The 15,948-nt window shown below is 69.4% G+C and carries 16 protein-coding genes; 8 read left to right on the forward strand and 8 right to left on the reverse strand.

Translation table 11 applies throughout. From position 1 onward, the window contains the following. Positions 1-63: 63 nt before the first annotated feature. Both IFU11_RS19145 and IFU11_RS19150 read right to left on the reverse strand, forming a co-directional pair. Positions 64-327 (reverse strand): GlsB/YeaQ/YmgE family stress response membrane protein, encoded by a 264-nt coding sequence (locus IFU11_RS19145; protein WP_064294061.1) that lies wholly within the window; start codon positions 325-327, stop codon positions 64-66. 96 nt (positions 328-423) lie between these two features. Further along, a complete protein-coding gene (locus IFU11_RS19150) occupies positions 424-597 on the reverse strand; it encodes a CsbD family protein (protein ID WP_064294062.1) in 174 nt (57 codons plus the stop codon). Positions 598-791: 194 nt separating this feature from the next. Between IFU11_RS19150 and IFU11_RS19155 the strand changes: the two genes are divergently transcribed. Further along, a complete protein-coding gene (locus IFU11_RS19155) occupies positions 792-1,874 on the forward strand; it encodes an alpha/beta hydrolase (protein WP_192019990.1) in 1,083 nt (360 codons plus the stop codon). Between the two features lie 10 nt (positions 1,875-1,884). On the opposite strand, the gene IFU11_RS19160 is transcribed toward IFU11_RS19155, so the two are convergent. Both IFU11_RS19160 and IFU11_RS19165 read right to left on the reverse strand, forming a co-directional pair. Then, complete coding sequence (locus IFU11_RS19160) at positions 1,885-2,805, reverse strand: hypothetical protein (RefSeq protein ID WP_124767816.1); 921 nt, start codon at positions 2,803-2,805, stop codon at positions 1,885-1,887. Between the two features lie 111 nt (positions 2,806-2,916). Beyond that, complete coding sequence (locus IFU11_RS19165; protein ID WP_124767815.1) at positions 2,917-3,690, reverse strand: lysophospholipid acyltransferase family protein; 774 nt, start codon at positions 3,688-3,690, stop codon at positions 2,917-2,919. Positions 3,691-3,809: 119 nt separating this feature from the next. Between IFU11_RS19165 and IFU11_RS19170 the strand changes: the two genes are divergently transcribed. From IFU11_RS19170 to IFU11_RS19180, 3 genes are all read left to right on the forward strand, one after another. Further along, positions 3,810-4,421 carry a TetR/AcrR family transcriptional regulator gene (locus IFU11_RS19170; RefSeq protein ID WP_064294065.1) on the forward strand — a complete coding sequence of 204 codons (612 nt, stop codon included), beginning with the start codon at positions 3,810-3,812 and terminating at the stop codon, positions 4,419-4,421. 156 nt (positions 4,422-4,577) lie between these two features. Further along, the gene (locus tag IFU11_RS19175; protein ID WP_191939941.1) at positions 4,578-5,024 is read left to right on the forward strand and encodes a Fur family transcriptional regulator; all 447 of its coding nucleotides are present in this window, start codon (positions 4,578-4,580) and stop codon (positions 5,022-5,024) included. A gap of 115 nt (positions 5,025-5,139) precedes the next feature. Beyond that, positions 5,140-6,597, forward strand: coding sequence for a catalase (locus IFU11_RS19180; protein WP_079704299.1), 1,458 nt, complete (start codon positions 5,140-5,142; stop codon positions 6,595-6,597). A gap of 72 nt (positions 6,598-6,669) precedes the next feature. On the opposite strand, the gene IFU11_RS19185 is transcribed toward IFU11_RS19180, so the two are convergent. Next, positions 6,670-6,882 (reverse strand): hypothetical protein, encoded by a 213-nt coding sequence (locus tag IFU11_RS19185; RefSeq protein ID WP_137242951.1) that lies wholly within the window; start codon positions 6,880-6,882, stop codon positions 6,670-6,672. A gap of 97 nt (positions 6,883-6,979) precedes the next feature. After that, the gene (locus IFU11_RS19190; RefSeq protein ID WP_158596626.1) at positions 6,980-7,615 is read right to left on the reverse strand and encodes a uracil-DNA glycosylase; all 636 of its coding nucleotides are present in this window, start codon (positions 7,613-7,615) and stop codon (positions 6,980-6,982) included. Positions 7,616-7,751: 136 nt separating this feature from the next. On the opposite strand from IFU11_RS19190, the gene IFU11_RS19195 reads away from it, so the two are divergent. The 3 genes from IFU11_RS19195 to IFU11_RS19205 all read left to right on the forward strand — a co-directional run bounded on the left by IFU11_RS19195 (position 7,752) and on the right by IFU11_RS19205 (position 11,112). After that, entirely contained in the window at positions 7,752-9,230 is a 1,479-nt protein-coding gene (locus tag IFU11_RS19195; RefSeq protein ID WP_124767811.1) for an MFS transporter, read from the forward strand. Positions 9,231-9,293: 63 nt separating this feature from the next. Next, positions 9,294-10,127 carry a siderophore-interacting protein gene (locus IFU11_RS19200; RefSeq protein WP_124767810.1) on the forward strand — a complete coding sequence of 278 codons (834 nt, stop codon included), beginning with the start codon at positions 9,294-9,296 and terminating at the stop codon, positions 10,125-10,127. A gap of 109 nt (positions 10,128-10,236) precedes the next feature. Further along, positions 10,237-11,112, forward strand: coding sequence for a hypothetical protein (locus tag IFU11_RS19205; protein WP_124767809.1), 876 nt, complete (start codon positions 10,237-10,239; stop codon positions 11,110-11,112). An 18-nt stretch (positions 11,113-11,130) separates the two neighbouring features. Here IFU11_RS19205 and IFU11_RS19210 read toward each other — a convergent pair whose 3' ends face one another. After that, positions 11,131-11,523 (reverse strand): (deoxy)nucleoside triphosphate pyrophosphohydrolase, encoded by a 393-nt coding sequence (locus tag IFU11_RS19210; protein WP_124767808.1) that lies wholly within the window; start codon positions 11,521-11,523, stop codon positions 11,131-11,133. Between the two features lie 214 nt (positions 11,524-11,737). On the opposite strand from IFU11_RS19210, the gene IFU11_RS19215 reads away from it, so the two are divergent. Continuing rightward, a complete protein-coding gene (locus IFU11_RS19215; protein WP_192019991.1) occupies positions 11,738-15,271 on the forward strand; it encodes a TM0106 family RecB-like putative nuclease in 3,534 nt (1,177 codons plus the stop codon). Here IFU11_RS19215 and IFU11_RS19220 read toward each other — a convergent pair. After that, a complete protein-coding gene (locus IFU11_RS19220) occupies positions 15,246-15,869 on the reverse strand; it encodes an NAD(P)H-dependent oxidoreductase (protein WP_192019992.1) in 624 nt (207 codons plus the stop codon). The genes IFU11_RS19215 and IFU11_RS19220 overlap by 26 nt on opposite strands. Positions 15,870-15,948: the final 79 nt, after the last annotated feature.

Raw genomic sequence — 15,948 nt, forward strand, 5'->3', positions numbered from 1 at the left:
CCAGCACGCACGAACGCCCGGCCCCTTGGAGGGGCCGGGCGTCCGAGTGCTGTGTGGAGGCGCTTACGCCTTCTTGTTGCGGGTCAGCGCGCCGTAGATGAGGAGCACGACGATGGATCCGCCGATGGCGAGGAGCCACGTCTGCAGGGAGAAGAACTCCTGCAGGTTCGCGCCGAACAGGATGCCACCGAGCCAGCCGCCGAGCAGTGCTCCGACGACGCCGAGCAGCAGCGTGATCAACCAGCCGCCGCCCTGACGGCCCGGAAGGATTGCCTTGGCGAGGGCGCCGGCGATGAGGCCGAGCAGCAGGAAGCCGAGAAAACTCATGATGTCTCCAAATGTGATTGCTGGATCGAACGGGGTGCCGGTCGACCGTGTTACCGCCCCCGCCGGTGAGCGGGGGCAGCCACTGTATCGCGAGGACTAGTGCTTGAACGCGTCCTTGACATTCTCGCCGGCCTTCTTGGCGTCGGCCTTCGTCTGGTCGGCCTTGCCCTCTGCGACCTTGCTGTCGTCGCCGGTGACCTTGCCCAGAGCTTCCTTCGCCTTGCCCGCGAGGTCCTCAGCGGCGTTCTGGATCTTGTCCGATGCACTCATGGCGTTCTCCTTCGTCTGCGTTGGAAACCGGTGATGATGTCCGGTCATCGGGTAAGACGCACCTCGGCGGGCATTCGTCACGGAATCCGTCGAAAAACTTCCCGGGCGCCGGCGGAGTGCGATCGAATGCGAGACTGGAGGTTCGTGTTCCGCCAGGCAGCGCCGCCGTCCAGACCCGCCAGGAGGTGAATCGCTTGAGGACAGCACCCCCTCGCTCGGGCTTCGCGCGCTTCCTGCGTGTCGTCCGCAACACGATGTTCTGGATCATCGGCGTGATCCTCGCCATCGCGCTGGTGATCGTCGTCTGGTTGCAGTTGACCCCGTGGCCGGGCTCGATGGTCATCCGCATGGCGTTCGACGAACGGGCCAAGGTCGTGCAATCCGACCTCGTGAAGTACGTCCCCGACGGTGTCGACGTCAGGCGGGACATCCCGTACCGCTCCGGCGACGCCGACGCGCTGCTCGACGTCTACACGCCCGATGGCGTCCGTGGCAGTGGCGCAGCCCTCCCGACGATCGTGTGGGTACACGGCGGAGCCTGGATCTCCGGCAGCAAGGAACTCATCTCCAACTACATGCGCGTGCTGGCCGGCGAGGGGTACACGGCGATCGCGGTCGAGTACACGATCGCGCCGGAGGGCCAGTACCCGTTGCCCATCGAGCAGGTCGCCGACTCGCTCGGCTACCTCGACGCCAACGCACGCGCGCTCAACGTGGATTCGTCCAAGCTCATCCTCGCCGGCGACTCCGCCGGTGCCCAGATCGCCGCCCAGGTCGCGAACGTGGTCACGAGTTCCGAGTACGCCAGCTCCATCAAGGTCGAATCGCCGATCGAACCGGAGCAGCTCGCCGGGGTGGTCCTCGCCTGCGGGGCCTACGACCTCAGCCTGGTCAACGCCGAGGGCAGCTTCGGGTGGTTCCTCGACACGGTGCTCTGGTCGTACTTCGGAGCGCGCGACTACAAGACCCGACCGGAGGTGGCGTCCGCGTCCGTCGTCGACTATCTGACGGCGAAGTATCCACCGACGTACATCACGGTCGGCAACTGGGATCCCCTCTACCCGCAGTCGGTCGAGTTCAAGGCGAAGCTCCAGAGCCTCGGTGTGGACGTGCAATCGATGATCTTCAACCCGGACTTCCGACCGGGGCTCGAGCACGAGTACCAGTTCCTGCTCAACGACCAGGGCCGGTTCAACCTCCAGCGCATGGACGCCTTCATCGACGGCGTCACCGACACGAGTCTGCCGTTCGGCCAGCAGGGTCCGCCCGTCCGCTGAACGATCGGCGTCAGGGCAGGCGGATGCGTTCGCCGTCCTCGACGAGACGACCGTGGAGCACCGCCTGGGCGAGCGTGAGGTCCAGCCAGCGTCGAGCGGTCTCACCGAGGCGACCGTAGCCGAGCACGGACGCCGCCTGCATCGGCAGCTGCTCGCGGTCGACCTCGTGCTCGGGGCTCGCGGTGATCACGAGCTCCATGGCGTTGCAGATCTCCGCGGGACTGATGTCGGTGACCGCGCGGTGATCGCGATGCACGACCCGGCGGACGCCTCGCCACGTGACGACGTCGAGTCCGGTGGGCCAGGCGAAGCCGTTCTGGACGACGAACGCCTCCGTCACCAGCGCTGACAGCTCGGTGCGGGACTCCTCGGACGGTCGGTCGACGCCGAAGCGCCGGGCGACGATGGTCACGAGTCGCGGGACGGCGATCGGGCCCTCGGTCGTGAGGATCGTCGATGCGACGCGGGTCACGGCGGCCTTCGTGAGCTCGAGGTTGTCGAGGACGGACGCGGGGCCGATGACGGAGTCGTCGGCGAGCTCGAAATCGGTGATGGCGACGCTCAGGGGGACGACCGGGGCCGACGCGGTGACGGGGAGGGCGACCGGGTCGACCAGGCCGGTCGTGGACCGGTCATGGGCTGGTGCTACCTCGCCGACGTCCGGGCCGGCGACGGGCGTCCGGGGTGCGTGCGCGTCGCGGTCGTCCAGCGGCGCCGAGTCGTCGGGCTGCTGAGTAGGGGGTGTCGGCGTCGCCCGGGATGTGGGATCCGGCGTGCGCCGTGGCGAGTGGTCCGCTGCGGACTCGGCGTCGTTCGTGTCCGGCGTGGCCGGCGTCGAGGGGTCCTCCGAGAGCGCACGTTCAGCGCGTTCGCGCCAGGCCTTCGGGAGCCATGTCGACTTCGCGACGAAGCCGTTCCACCCGCGACTCACGGTGCCACGCTCCGCTCGGAGCGCGGGCTGGCAGAGCGACGATGCCCTGCGGGGTGGGTCGACGAGGTCAGAGGTGGCACCTCCACAGGATAGACCGCGGCGGACGTGCGCTCAGCTCGCCGTCTGCCGACGCGCCTCACGTCGGCGCTCGCGTTCGAGGTCGGCGGCTGCAGCCTCGGCAGGCGTGGGAGCCGTTCCGCCCAGGGCGCGAGGTTGCCACCACGCCCCGGTCCCATCGACGGGATAGTCGCGTTGCAGCTCGTCGACCATGCCCTGCAGACGGTCGCGGAGCTGCTCGGTACTCGTGCCGACGTCATCACCGGGCGCGACGATGATCGGCTCGCCGAACGAGAAGTGCACGGGGACCCCGAACCGCTCGCGGAAGCCGACCCGGTGGTTCTTCGTCATGAGGCGATGACCGCCCCAGACCGCGACGGGGATGATCGGCACGCCGGCCTCCTGCGCGAGGCGCACCGCGCCCGACTTGAGCTCGCGGACGGTGAACGAGGCGCTGACACCGGCCTCGGGGAAGACCCCGACCAGCTCGCCGCTGCGGAGCGCTGCGACGGCGTCGGCATAGGCGGCCGCACCGGCACGCATGTCGACGGCGATGTGCCGCATGCTCCGGAGGAGACGGCCCACGATGGGCTGGTCGAAGGCACCCTGCTTGGCCATGAAGCGGATACGGCGGCGGTTGTGGAGCACGGTCGCCCACTCGACGAGTGCGAACTCGAGGTACCCGAAGTGGGTCATCGCGACCACCGCGCCCCCCTCGTCGGGGAGGTGCTCGATGCCGGTGGCGTGACGGCGCAGGCGCCAGAAGCCGAAGAGGGAGCGACCGACACCGACGGCGGTGTCGTACACGGGCTCGATGCGGCGTCTCATGGCGACACCGTACGACAGGGACCTGGGGAAGTACCGGGCTGGACACCTGGGGAAGGACCGGGCTAGGGGCGCCTCGGGAACCCTTCGCCGGCGGACCGCACGCCCGATACGATCGCAGGATGACGGTGACGCAGACGGGCCGCTCCCGCGGCAGTTACGCCAAGACGGCGGCGAGACGCCGGGAGATCCTCGAGGCGGGGATGGACGTCTTCGCCGAGCAGGGGTTCCGCAGTGGATCGCTCCGCGAGGTCGCGGAGCGCGTGGGCATGAGCCAGGCCGGCCTCCTCCACCATTTCTCGACCAAGAACGATCTACTCGCCGCGATCCTCGACTTCCGGGACGACCGGGATCGCGAGGAGTCCGGCATCGAGATCGGGAGCGGCATCGAAGGCATCCGCGGGCTCCTCCGCCTCGTCGAGCACAACATGCGCGTCCCCGGTCTCGTCGAGCTCCACTGCGTCCTGTCCGCCGAGGCGACCTCACCGGACCACCCGGCGCACGAGCACTTCGTCCGGCGGTACAGCTGGTTGATCGACGGGATGACCGTCTCCTTCGAGGTGATGGCGCGCGAGGGCCAGCTGGTGGCCGGCGTCGAGCCTGCGAGCGCGGCACGCATGCTCATCGCGATGATGGACGGTCTCCAGCTGCAGTGGCTGCTCGACCGTGATTCGGTGGACATGGCCGAGGAGACCCGACGTTCGCTGCGGCCCCTGTTGACCGTCGAGCTGTAGCCCGCGCTCCCCCGCCGTGACCGGGAATTCTCCACATCCGGCGTCATCCATCGGTCCACAACTCATATCTGATATTAGAGTTGGGGTGGCTGCGGGACAACGCGGAGGGGAAGTCCTTATTTTGACTAATTCAAAACAACTCGGTACGGTGGCTGCATGAACGGATTGGAGGTGGAGTCGGCGACGTTCGACTTCAACACGAAGATCCGGGCAGCCGGGCTGCGGGTGACCACGGGACGCCTCGCCGTCCTCGAGATCCTCGCCCGGACACCGCACGCTGATGTGGAGCAGGTGGTCGCGTCCTTGAAGCCGCGAGCCCCGCAGACCTCCCCACAGGCCGTGTACAGCGTGCTCAACGCCTTCGTCGCAGCCGGTCTCGTGCGCAGGATCGAACCGGACGGCCATCCCGGCCGGTACGAGCTGCGCGTCGACGACAACCACCATCACCTGGTGTGCAGCTCGTGCGGCGCCGTGGTCGACGTCGACTGCACGCAGGGTGCGGCGCCATGCATGCACCCCGACGACACGGCTGGGTACGTCATCGACACGGCCGAGATCACGTTCTGGGGCGTATGCCCCGCGTGCCAGGCGGATGCTGCCTGACGCCGTTCCACAGACCACTCGACGGCACCTCCATGCCGATCGTCAGCTGTCACCGCCAAGGTGGCAGTGCTGAATCCATCCGACCGTCCGACCAGCCCCACCCTCGAGGAGAGACATGTCCGAGACCAGCTACACCACCACCAACAGCGGAGCACCCGTCGCGAGCGACGAGCACTCCCAGAGCGTCGGCGCAGACGGAGCGATCGCGCTCCACGACCACTACCTGGTCGAGAAGCTCGCGCAGTTCAACCGCGAACGGGTGCCGGAGCGTGTCGTCCACGCCAAGGGCGGCGGTGCGTTCGGACGGTTCGTCACGACCGGTGACGTCTCCCAGTTCACGCGCGCCGCGCTGTTCCAGCCGGGCGTCGAGACCGAGATGCTCGCACGCTTCTCCACCGTCGCCGGTGAGCAGGGCAGCCCCGACACCTGGCGCGACCCCCGTGGCTTCGCGCTGAAGTTCTACACGAGCGAGGGCAACTACGACCTCGTCGGCAACAACACGCCGGTGTTCTTCATCCGCGACGGCATCAAGTTCCCCGACTTCATCCGCTCGCAGAAGCGTCTCCCGGGTTCGCACCTGCGCGACCACGACATGCAGTGGGACTTCTGGACGCTCTCCCCCGAGAGCGCGCACCAGGTCACCTGGCTCATGGGCGACCGCGGCCTGCCGGGCTCCTGGCGGCACATGGACGGCTTCGGGTCGCACACCTACCAGTGGGTCAACGCCGCAGGCGAGCGCTTCTGGGTGAAGTACCACTTCAAGACCGACCAGGGCATCGAGATCCTCACGCAGGACCAGGCCGACCAGATCGCCGGCGAGGACGCCGACTTCCACATCCGCGACCTCTCCGAGGCGATCACCCGCGGTGAGCACCCGAGCTGGACGCTGTCCGTGCAGGTCATGCCCTACGCCGACGCCGCGGGCTACCGCTTCAACCCGTTCGACCTCACCAAGGTCTGGCCGCACAGCGACTACCCGCTCATCGAGGTCGGCAAGATGACCCTCGACCGCAACCCGGAGAACTACTTCGCGCAGATCGAGCAGGCGACCTTCGCGCCGTCGAACTTCGTCCCCGGAATCGCGGCGAGCCCCGACAAGATGCTCCTGGCCCGCATCTTCAGCTACGCGGACGCACACCGCTACCGCGTGGGCACCAACCACGCACAGCTGCCGGTCAACGCGCCGCACGCGCCGGTGCACACGTACTCGAAGGAAGGTGCCATGCGCTACACCTTCAACGACGCGGACGCGCCGGTCTACGCACCCAACTCGGTCGGTGGCGCCCACGCCGACCCTGCGCGCGCCGCTGAGTCCAACGGCTGGCAGTCCGACGGCGAGCTCGTGCGGGCAGCCGCGACGCTGCACGCCGAGGACGACGACTTCGGCCAGGCCGGGACCCTCGTGCGCGAGGTGCTCGACGACGCCGCCCGCGACCGCCTCGTCGGCAACATCATCGGCCACGTCTCGAAGGTGACGCGCCCCGAGCTCCGTGCCCGGGTCATCGCCTACTGGACCGCCGTCGACGGCACGCTGGGCGCTCGCGTCGCAGCGGGCCTCCCGCCGCTCGTCTAGAGCCCACCGCCGAGAGCGCGGAAACGGTCGCCATGCCTCGTGGATGGCGACCGTTGCTGCGCTCTCGCGGGGTCAGAACCCCATCGGGCCGCCGCCACGGCGCGGCACGCCGCCGGTGCCCTCCGCGAGGCCTCTCGCGCGTTCGCGCTCGACCTCCGCGTCGTTGTCGTGCGAATGGTGTTCGTCGGCCGAGCGGGCGGCGCGGTCGCGCCGTGACACGTACCAGACGGCCGCGATCGCCAGGAGGACGAGCGCGGCGAGGATGACGATGGTGCCGATGTCCATGTGATGCTCCTCTCCTCGTCCATCGACCCTAACGAGGCCTCAGATGCACGCAACCCCCTCGCCCGACGGGCGAAGGGGTTGCGAAAGGGGTGTGTGATCAGCCGGCGACCTGTTTGGCGCGGGCGAAGACCTTCTCGATCTCCTCGCGACGACCCGGCTGCTTCAGCGACAAGGGCGAGGGGTGCGGAGCGTTGAAGGCGCTGTAGGTGTTGCCGAGCAGGGGCTCGACGTGCTTCCACCAACCGTCCTGGGCGTGGGGTCCGCAGAGGACGACGACGCGCAGGTTCTTGAGGAGGGGCAGGAGGGCGCGCAGTTCCATCGCTCCCTGAGCGACCTCGGGCGCGTTCGGCTTCTTCCGCCCGGCGCTCAGGTACCACGGGACGATGTTCCACACCATGACGTCGTCGAAGCCGATGTCGTTCCGCAGATTCCAGAGGCTCTCGGCGATCGGGTCGTCGTTGTCGACCGAGGCGAAGCCGGATCCCGGGGCGTCGAGGCTGTCGGGAGCAAGCGTCCCCGGGGCGTCGAGGAGGATCAGCGTCTTCGCGTTGACGGCCGCGTCGGCCGGGTCGACGAGCGGGAGGACGAGGTCCGCCTGCCGCCGTCCTCGGCGGGTCATCATCGCGTCCGACCAGTCGCGCAGCGGTGCGAGTGCCGGCGACTCGGCCAGCATGCGGTGTCGTTCGGCCAGTTCGTCGGGGTCTTGCAGCCCGCGAGGGGCATCCATATGCATCTTCCGAGCGTAGCCCGTGACGGCTGCCCCGTCATCGTCTGAGCCGGTTCTGAGGCTGAAGATGCTGCACAGGACGGTGGATTCGTGCCCGTCAAGCCGGGGCGGACCGGGTTGACGCGGGCCTAGGCTGGCCAGGATGACTGACGAGCGAACCGCCCCCGACGACCGGACGAAGTGGCGCGCGTTCGCCATCTGCGTGTCGGTCGCCGCCCTCACGATCCTCGACCTCTCGAAGGTCAATGTCGGACTGCCGTCGATCGAGCAGGCGCTCGACGCCGGCCCGACCGCCCTGCAGCTGATCGTCGCCGGGTACGCCCTGGCCTTCGGTCTCATCCTCGTGCCCGCCGGGCGTTACGGCGACCTGCACTCGCGGCGTCGCATGTTCATGATCGGCCTGAGCGTGTTCGGGGCGGCCAGTCTCGCGTGCGCCGTCGCACCGAGCGTCGGCATCCTCATCGGCGGGCGGATCCTCCAGGGCATCGCCGCGGGTCTGCTGATGCCGCAGGTCATCGGGCTCATCCAGCAGTTGTTCGTGGGGAAGGAGCGCGGCCGCGCCTTCGGGCTCTTCGGAGCCATCATCGGCCTCTCGACGGCGTTCGGACCGACGCTCGGCGGTCTGCTCATCGCCATCGGCGGCCCGGAGGACGGCTGGCGCCTGCTCTTCTGGATGAACGTCCCGCTCGCGATCATTCTGTTGCCGATCGCCGCCCGATTGCTGCCCAAGCAGCAGCCGCACGAGGCGGGTGCCGGATCGCTCGACCCGGTGGGCATCGTGTTCCTCGGTCTCGCCGTGCTGTCGCTCATGCTGCCGTTCGTCCTGACGACCGGTTCCCCGGGCGACGACCCGGCGCGTTGGTGGTTGCTGGTCGCGTTCGCCGTCTTCGCCGGCCTCTTCGCCTGGTGGGAGGGTCGCTACCAACGCGCCGGGAAGACACCCGTCGTCGACTTCTCCCTGTTCAAGCTCGGCAGCTACCGCAACGGCGTCCTGATCTCCACGACGTACTTCGCGGCGATGCCGGCCACCTTCCTCACGCTCACGCTGTTCGTGCAGCAGGGGCTCGGGCTCGAGCCGGTCTTCGCGGGCATGATCACGATCCCCTTCGCCCTCGCCTCGGCCGTCAGCTCGTGGTTGAGCGGGCGGGTCGTCGACCGCCTCGGACGCCCCCTGGTCGTCGGTGGGCTCGTACTGGTCGTGGTGGGGTTCAGTCTCAACTCGCTCCTCGCGTTCATCACGCCCCCGGAGATCACGCCGTACGCGATGGGTGCCGCGATGCTCCTGGCCGGCATCGGCGGCGGCGCGGTGATCTCTCCCAACCAGACGCTGATGCTCGCGGACATCCCCGTGGCCTCCGGTGGTGTCGCCGGATCGATCGGTCAGCTCGGCCAGCGCATCGGCACCGCGGTCGGGCTCGCCGCCGCGACGGCCACCTTCTACGCGACCGTGTACTCGGAGAACGGCGGCGATGCGTCGGGCGCCTCGCTCGACGTCTATCACGACGCGTACCGCAACAGCACCCTCGTGACGATCGGCTTCGTCGTCGTGGCGCTCGTCTTCGCGCTGCTCGACACCCGTTCGCGGAAGGTCAACGCCGTCGCACCCGAATCCTCCAAGTAAGGGTGACCTGAGTTAGGGTAGCCTCAGTCGCGGCCGCCGGAGCCGCCGGAGGAAGGGGCTCGAGTGGCTCGCACGAATGCCGAGACGGCGCGCATCAAACCCGAGGCGGCGACACTCCTCACGCTGCGGGTCGTCCGCCGCTCGCGTATCTCGCCGAACATCGCCAGGGTCACCCTCGGTGGCGGTGACATCGCCGACTTCACGTTCCTCGGTTACGACCAGTGGTTCCGGTTCTTCATCCCGGTCTCCGAGGGCGGGCTCGAGCGGCTGCCGACCAAGCTCGACATGCTGGCCTACGCCAAGTACCTCGCGATCTCCAAGTCCGTGCGACCGGTGCTCCGGAACTACACGGTGCGGGATTTCCGGCGCGACGGGCCCGACGGGCCGGAGCTGGACGTCGACTTCGTCATCCACGGGTCGGCCGCCGAGGGGACTGCGGGGCCTGCGGCGAGCTGGGCCCAGTCATGCGAGGTGGGCGATGCGGTGGCACTGCTGGACGAGGGGCGCATGTTCAACCTCCCGGCCGACGTCGACCGGGTGCTGCTGGTCGCGGACGAGACCGGACTCCCCGCCGTCGCAGGCATCCTGACCTCGCTTCCGGCGTCGACCGTCGGGACGGCGATCGTCGAGATCCCCTCCGCCGCCGACGCGCAGGACGTGCGAGTCCCGGACGGGGTCGAGCTGCGATGGGTGGTCCGAGAGGATCCGCACGATATCCCTGGACGAGCGGCGCTGGCGGCCGCGACGGCCCTCGGCGTGCCGCCCAGCCCGTGCTACGGATGGGTCGTCGGAGAGCAGTCCCTGGCCGCGAACGTGCGTCGGCTCTGGGTCCGTGGTGGCATGCCGAAGGACCGTGTCATGTTCTGTGGCTACTGGAAGGCCGGCAAGGCGCACTGATCGGCCGCTGGTGTCGGCGTTCTGGTCGACCTCGCCGCTAATTGGGTCGATCGCCCGAATTCGGGGTGTCCCCGACGCGCTGGGCTGACGGCTCCACTAACCTCACGACATGCCTTCTCCCGCCGGTGCGACCGGAAACACGATCGGCGCGCTGCCGACCGGCGTCGCGACGGGTCTGATCCGGACGGTGACCGGTGGATCCGCCGACCGGGCGTTCGAGGTCGATGTCCCCGAAACAGCCTCGAGCGCTGCGGACACGTCGTCGCACTCGCACGACGCCCTCCGCAGCTGGGACGTCGTCCGCTCCACCTTCCGACCAGGTGAGGCCCTGACCTTCGACGAGCGCTACCGGTACGCCCAGCTCCCCCTGATCGACGCCGACCACCCGCTCGCGCTCGCGGCGAGTCCTGACGGCGTCTACCGTGGCGGGCGGTACGCCGAGGCGCGCCTGGCGGTCGTCGTCCCCGTCCCGATCGAACGACTGTTCGTCGATCCGATCTTCCTGAGCTACGAGGCCGATCTCGCCTCGGCACCCTTCGCCCCCAAACTCGCACGAGGCATCGAGCTCCGACGCGCCCACCGCTTGCACGCGACGCTCTCCTCCATCGATGCGGACTCCGGGTTCCTCGACGGGCTGCGGACGAGCGTCGGCGCGTTCACGCCCTTCCGGGTCAGGCTGGCGGGCCCCGTCATCGGCGGCTTCAACCGCGGACGCTGTTACCTCCCCGCCATCGCGGACGCCTTCGGCCCCATCCAGCGGGCCGTCGGTGGGCGTCCATCACCGCTCGTCGGGGTGGGCCTGCACCACTTCCGCGATGAGCTCGACGCTGCCGAGACCGCGGCGCTCGCCGCATTCCTCGAGCGTTGGCGCGACGTCACCCTGTTCGAGTGGACGGTCACCGAGCTGGCGATCACCTCGACCAACGACGATCTCGTGCTCAGTGGACGCACGCTCGCGCGCATTCCGCTCCACGCGGCCGACTGACACGCCGCGTCTCCGGGGTCAGCTCGCGGTGAGTCGCCTGACCATCGGGAGGTCGGGGGTCGCCCAGTCCAGTCCGAGGAGCTGTTCGCGGGTGACCCAGCGCAGTTCGTCATGGTCCGTGCTGTGGACCGGGGGTGCCCCTCGGAAGACGACCTCGTAGCAGGCGAGGTCGATGACGAGCTCGCCCACGGTGACGGTGGAGCGGTCCAGCAGCGCCCCCACAGCGACGTCGGCGTCGAGCTCCTCGCGCAGCTCACGAGCCAGCGCGTCCTGCGGTTGCTCGCCGGGCTCGACCTTGCCGCCGGGGAACTCCCACAGTCCACCGGACGCCCGCCCGGGTGCCCGCCGACATGCGAGCACGGTGTCGTCCTGTGAGGCGACACCCGCGACGACCTGGATCGTGGTGGTCATCATGCGCTCCTGTCCCGTGGCGTCGTGGTCGCTGTCCAGGCTAGGGGACGCGGGATTGAGGGTGCCCGACGCCGCTCCACAGACGGCTCCCCCTCGGCTGACGACAGCCTGCGTCCCGCGGCGGCGCCGTGGTCGGTGGTGCGTGCCAGACTGACAGCGATCGGAGGCGGACCAGCCCCCGCAGTAGTCGTCTCGAAAGGCACCCACCGCACCGATGTTCCTCCTCGACGGTTCCGCCATCACGAGCGCCAGCGACCTCTCCAACGCCTCCTACTGCGAGTTCGCCTTCCTGCGCACGGTCGACGCGAAGCTCGGTCGGATCGAACCGATCGTCGAGCCCGAGGACGAGATGCTGATGCGCACCTCCAAGCTCGGCGACCAGCACGAGCTGCGCGTCCTCGAGTCGTACCGCGCCGAGTTCGGCACCGGCGTCGTCGAGCTCGACCGCCCCGACGTCCGAGACGCGGTGGCGCTCGCCGCAGCCGTCGAGTCGACGATCACGGCGTTCCGCGACGGAGCCCCGGTCGTCTTCCAGGCCGCGTTCTTCGACGGATCGTTCATCGGCTTCGCCGACTTCATCGTGCGCCGGCCCGACGGCCGGTATCGCGTGCAGGACACCAAACTCGCGCGCTCACCGAAGGTGACCGCCCTCCTCCAGCTCGCCGCCTACGTGGAGCAGCTGGAGACGGCCGGGATCCCGGTCGACGACGACGTCGACCTCATCCTGGGAGACGGCACCGTCAGCACCCACGCGGTGGCCGACATCCTGCCGGTGTACCGTCGCCGCCGTGCGCGCCTGCTGCGGATCGTCGCCGAACGGCTCGAAGCCGACGCCCCGGTGGCCTGGGGCGATCAGCGCTACAGCGTCTGCGGACGATGCGCGTGGTGCGACGCCGAGATCACAGCCTCACGCGACGTCCTGCTGGTGGCCGGGCTCCGGTTGACGCAGCGCGACCGCCTGCTGGCGGCCGGCATCGCCACGATCGACGATCTGGCGTCGCTCACGCTCACCGGGTCGACCGAGCGACCAGGGCCGCACGGGCCGTCGGGTGGCGCCGGCGGGACGGTCGACGGCATCGCCGAGAGCACGCTCGCTGCGCTGCGCGAGCAGGCGCACCTGCAGCTCGAGCCGTCACCCGCCGCCGGCGTGCCGGCGTTCCGCGTGCACGACGCCGCGGCGCTCGGGCTCCTGCCGCAACCCGATCCGGGCGACGTCTTCTTCGATTTCGAGGGCGACCCGCTGTACACCGAGGGCGAGCCGGGCGACGCCCGACGGGGCGACCGCACGAGGTGGGGCATCGACTACCTGTTCGGCCTGGTCGACACCGACGGCCGGTTCCGATCCTGGTGGGCGCACGACTTCCATGAGGAGCGCACGGCCCTGATCGACTTCCTCGCCTACCTCACCGCCCGCCGTGCCGAGTTCCCGGGCATGCACGTGTACCACTACGCCGCCTACGAGCGGACGCACCTGCTCTCGCTGGCCGCCCGGCACGGGGTCGGGGAGGACACGATCGACGACCTCCTCCGCGAGGCCGTGCTGTTCGACCTCTACCCGTTCGTCCGCAAGACGGTGCGTGTCGGATCGCGGTCGTACTCGATCAAGAAGCTCGAGCCGCTCTACATGGGTGAGGACCACCGCGACAGCGACGTCACCGACGCCGCGGCATCCATCACCGCCTACGCGGAGGCGCGCGAGCTGAGTCGGAGCGGCGACCCGGAGCTCGTCGCCGAAGGCGAACGGAAGCTCGCCGAGATCGCCGAGTACAACGCGTACGACTGCGAGTCGACCCGTCGGCTGCGGAACTGGTTGCTCGACCTCGGTGCGGAACGGGGCGTGCTGCCGGGCACCTTCGTCACCGACGCACCTGAGCCCCTGGTGGACGAACCGACGCCGCTCCACGACGCGCTGACGGCGTTGGCCGGAGACCCCCTCGACCCCGAACGCTCCGACGACGCCACCGCGTATGCGCTCGCGGCGGCCGCCATCGACTACCACCGGCGTGAGCACAAATCGTTCTGGCAGGAGCACTTCTCCCGACTCATCGCCGCGCGCGACGAATGGGAGGACACCCGGAACGTCTTCACCGTCACCTCGGGAATTGTCGAGCGCGACTGGTTCCGCGAGGGACGGCAGCGCAGCGACCGCCGTCACGTCCGACTCCGCGGCCGATGGGCTCCCGGCAGCAGTGTGAAGGTCGGCGCCGACCCGTTCGCGGTCTACGACCACCCGGGACCGTACACGCTCCCCCGCGCCGAGCCCGGCTCGCGACCGGCGGGGCAGATCACGGTCCTCGAGGTCGACGACGACTCCCTGCTCATCCAGGAGACGCTCAAGACGGATCGTGAGCCCTACACGGAGCTGCCGGTCGCGCTCACGCCGTCTCCTCCCCCGCGACCCGGAACACAGGTCGACGCGATCGCCGAGTGGGGGCAAGCGGTCCTCGACGCCGCTCCAGGGTGGCCGGACGACGGCGTCGTCGACATCCTGCGGCGACGGCCGCCCCGCACGAGCTCGGGTGAGCCGCTCCCCCACCGCGGAGACGGGCGGACGATCGAGGACGTGACCGCCGCGTTGCTCGACCTCGACGACTCGGCGCTCGCCGTCCAGGGGCCGCCCGGAACCGGCAAGACCTACGTCGCCTCGCACGTCATCACGGCCCTCGTGCAGCAGCACGGCTGGCGGATCGGGGTCGTGGCGCAGTCGCACGACGTCGTCGAGAACCTCCTCGAGCGTGTGGTGAAGGCGGGGCTCTCCCCCGTGCTCGTGGCGAAGACCCTACGATCCGGTGCCGACCCGGATGCTGAGCGCGGCTACACGGTCCTCCCGGCCAATGGTCATGGCGCGTTCATGGCCGAGCAGACCGGCGGCTTCGTCATCGGCGGGACGGCCTGGGACTTCAGCAACCCCAACCGGTTCGACCGGAGATCGCTCGACCTCCTCGTCGTCGACGAAGCCGGTCAGTTCTCGCTCGCCTACACGATCGCGGCGAGCGTCGCCGCGCGGAACCTCCTGCTCCTGGGCGACCCGCAGCAGCTGCCGCAGGTGAGCCAGGGGACGCATCCCGAACCGATCGACACCTCGGCCCTCGGATTCGTGGCCGACGGTCGCGACGTCCTCCCTCCGGAACTCGGCTACTTCCTCCACGAGACCTGGCGGATGGATGCCGCGGTCACCGAGCCGGTCTCGCGGTTGTCGTACGGCGGCGAGCTGCGCTCAGCAGCGGCCACGACGAAGCGGCGTCTGGAGGGTCGTGCGCCGGGACTGCACGTCGTCCCGGTCCACCACGTCGGAAACGCGACGAGTTCGCAGGAGGAGGCCGACCGCGTCGCCGAGCTCGTCCGGTCGAGCATCGGGCTCCGCTGGACCGATCCGGATGCCGGCCGCATCGACGACCCGGTGGGCGAGGCCGACATCATCGTCGTCTGTCCCTACAACGCCCACGTCGCCGTCGTCCGAGCGACGCTCGACGCGGCCGGGTTCGACGCGGTGCGCGTCGGGACCGTCGACAAGTTCCAGGGTCAGGAAGCCGTCATCGCGATCGTGTCGCTGGCCGCGTCCTCCCCCGCCGACGTCCCGCGGGGCATGTCGTTCCTGTTGATGAAGAACCGACTGAACGTCGGGATCTCCCGCGCCCAGTGGGCGGCGTACCTCGTGCACTCCCCCGCGCTCACCGAGTACCTGCCGGTCACGCCGGAGGGCGTGGCCGAGCTCAGTGCCTTCATCCGGTTGGTCGACGGCCACTGACCAGCTCCGCCGGGGCTGCGGAGGGGCGAGGATTCCGTCGCGCCGCGTCGGTGCGACCGTTCTGCGCCGCCTTCGCGAGCCACCGCTGACGCTGCTCCACGGTCGAATCCTTCACCCGACCGAACCGGTTCACGGCGACCGGCTTGATCCCGCAGAACCGGAGGGTGGTGGTACGGAGTTGCTTCACCGTCGTGTCGCCGACGAGCGGCAGGTACCACGAGGGCGAGTCCGACGTGACGATCACCCGACCGGTACGGCCCGCCAGCAGCCCCTCAGGGAGGCCGTTGGACTTCATCCGGTAGGCGCGACGGGGCAGCAGCAGGCGATCGAAGAACCCCTTGAGCACTGCGGGCACCGATCCCCACCAGACCGGAGCCACGATCACGATGTGGTCCGCGGCGAGGATCTGCTCCCACGCCCGTTCGAGGTCGGGTTCCAGGTCTTGACGGCGGGTGTAACCGAGGCGGAGGTTCGGGTCGAACGCGAGGTCGCGGACGGCGAGGACGGTGGCGTCGCCGTGCGCCTCCGCGTAGCTGGTGGCGAGGGCGGCGCAGAGGGACCCGGGGTTCGGGTGTCCGTCGATGACGAGGGCGGGCATGAGTTCTCCAACAATTGTAGGTCTGGACAGTGCCAAGAATCTGGACACTGTCCACTTTCGGCTGGAACCGACTCTACGG

This window comes from Plantibacter sp. CFBP 8804 (genome assembly GCF_014841225.1).
In the GTDB taxonomy this organism is placed as follows: domain Bacteria; phylum Actinomycetota; class Actinomycetes; order Actinomycetales; family Microbacteriaceae; genus Plantibacter; species Plantibacter auratus.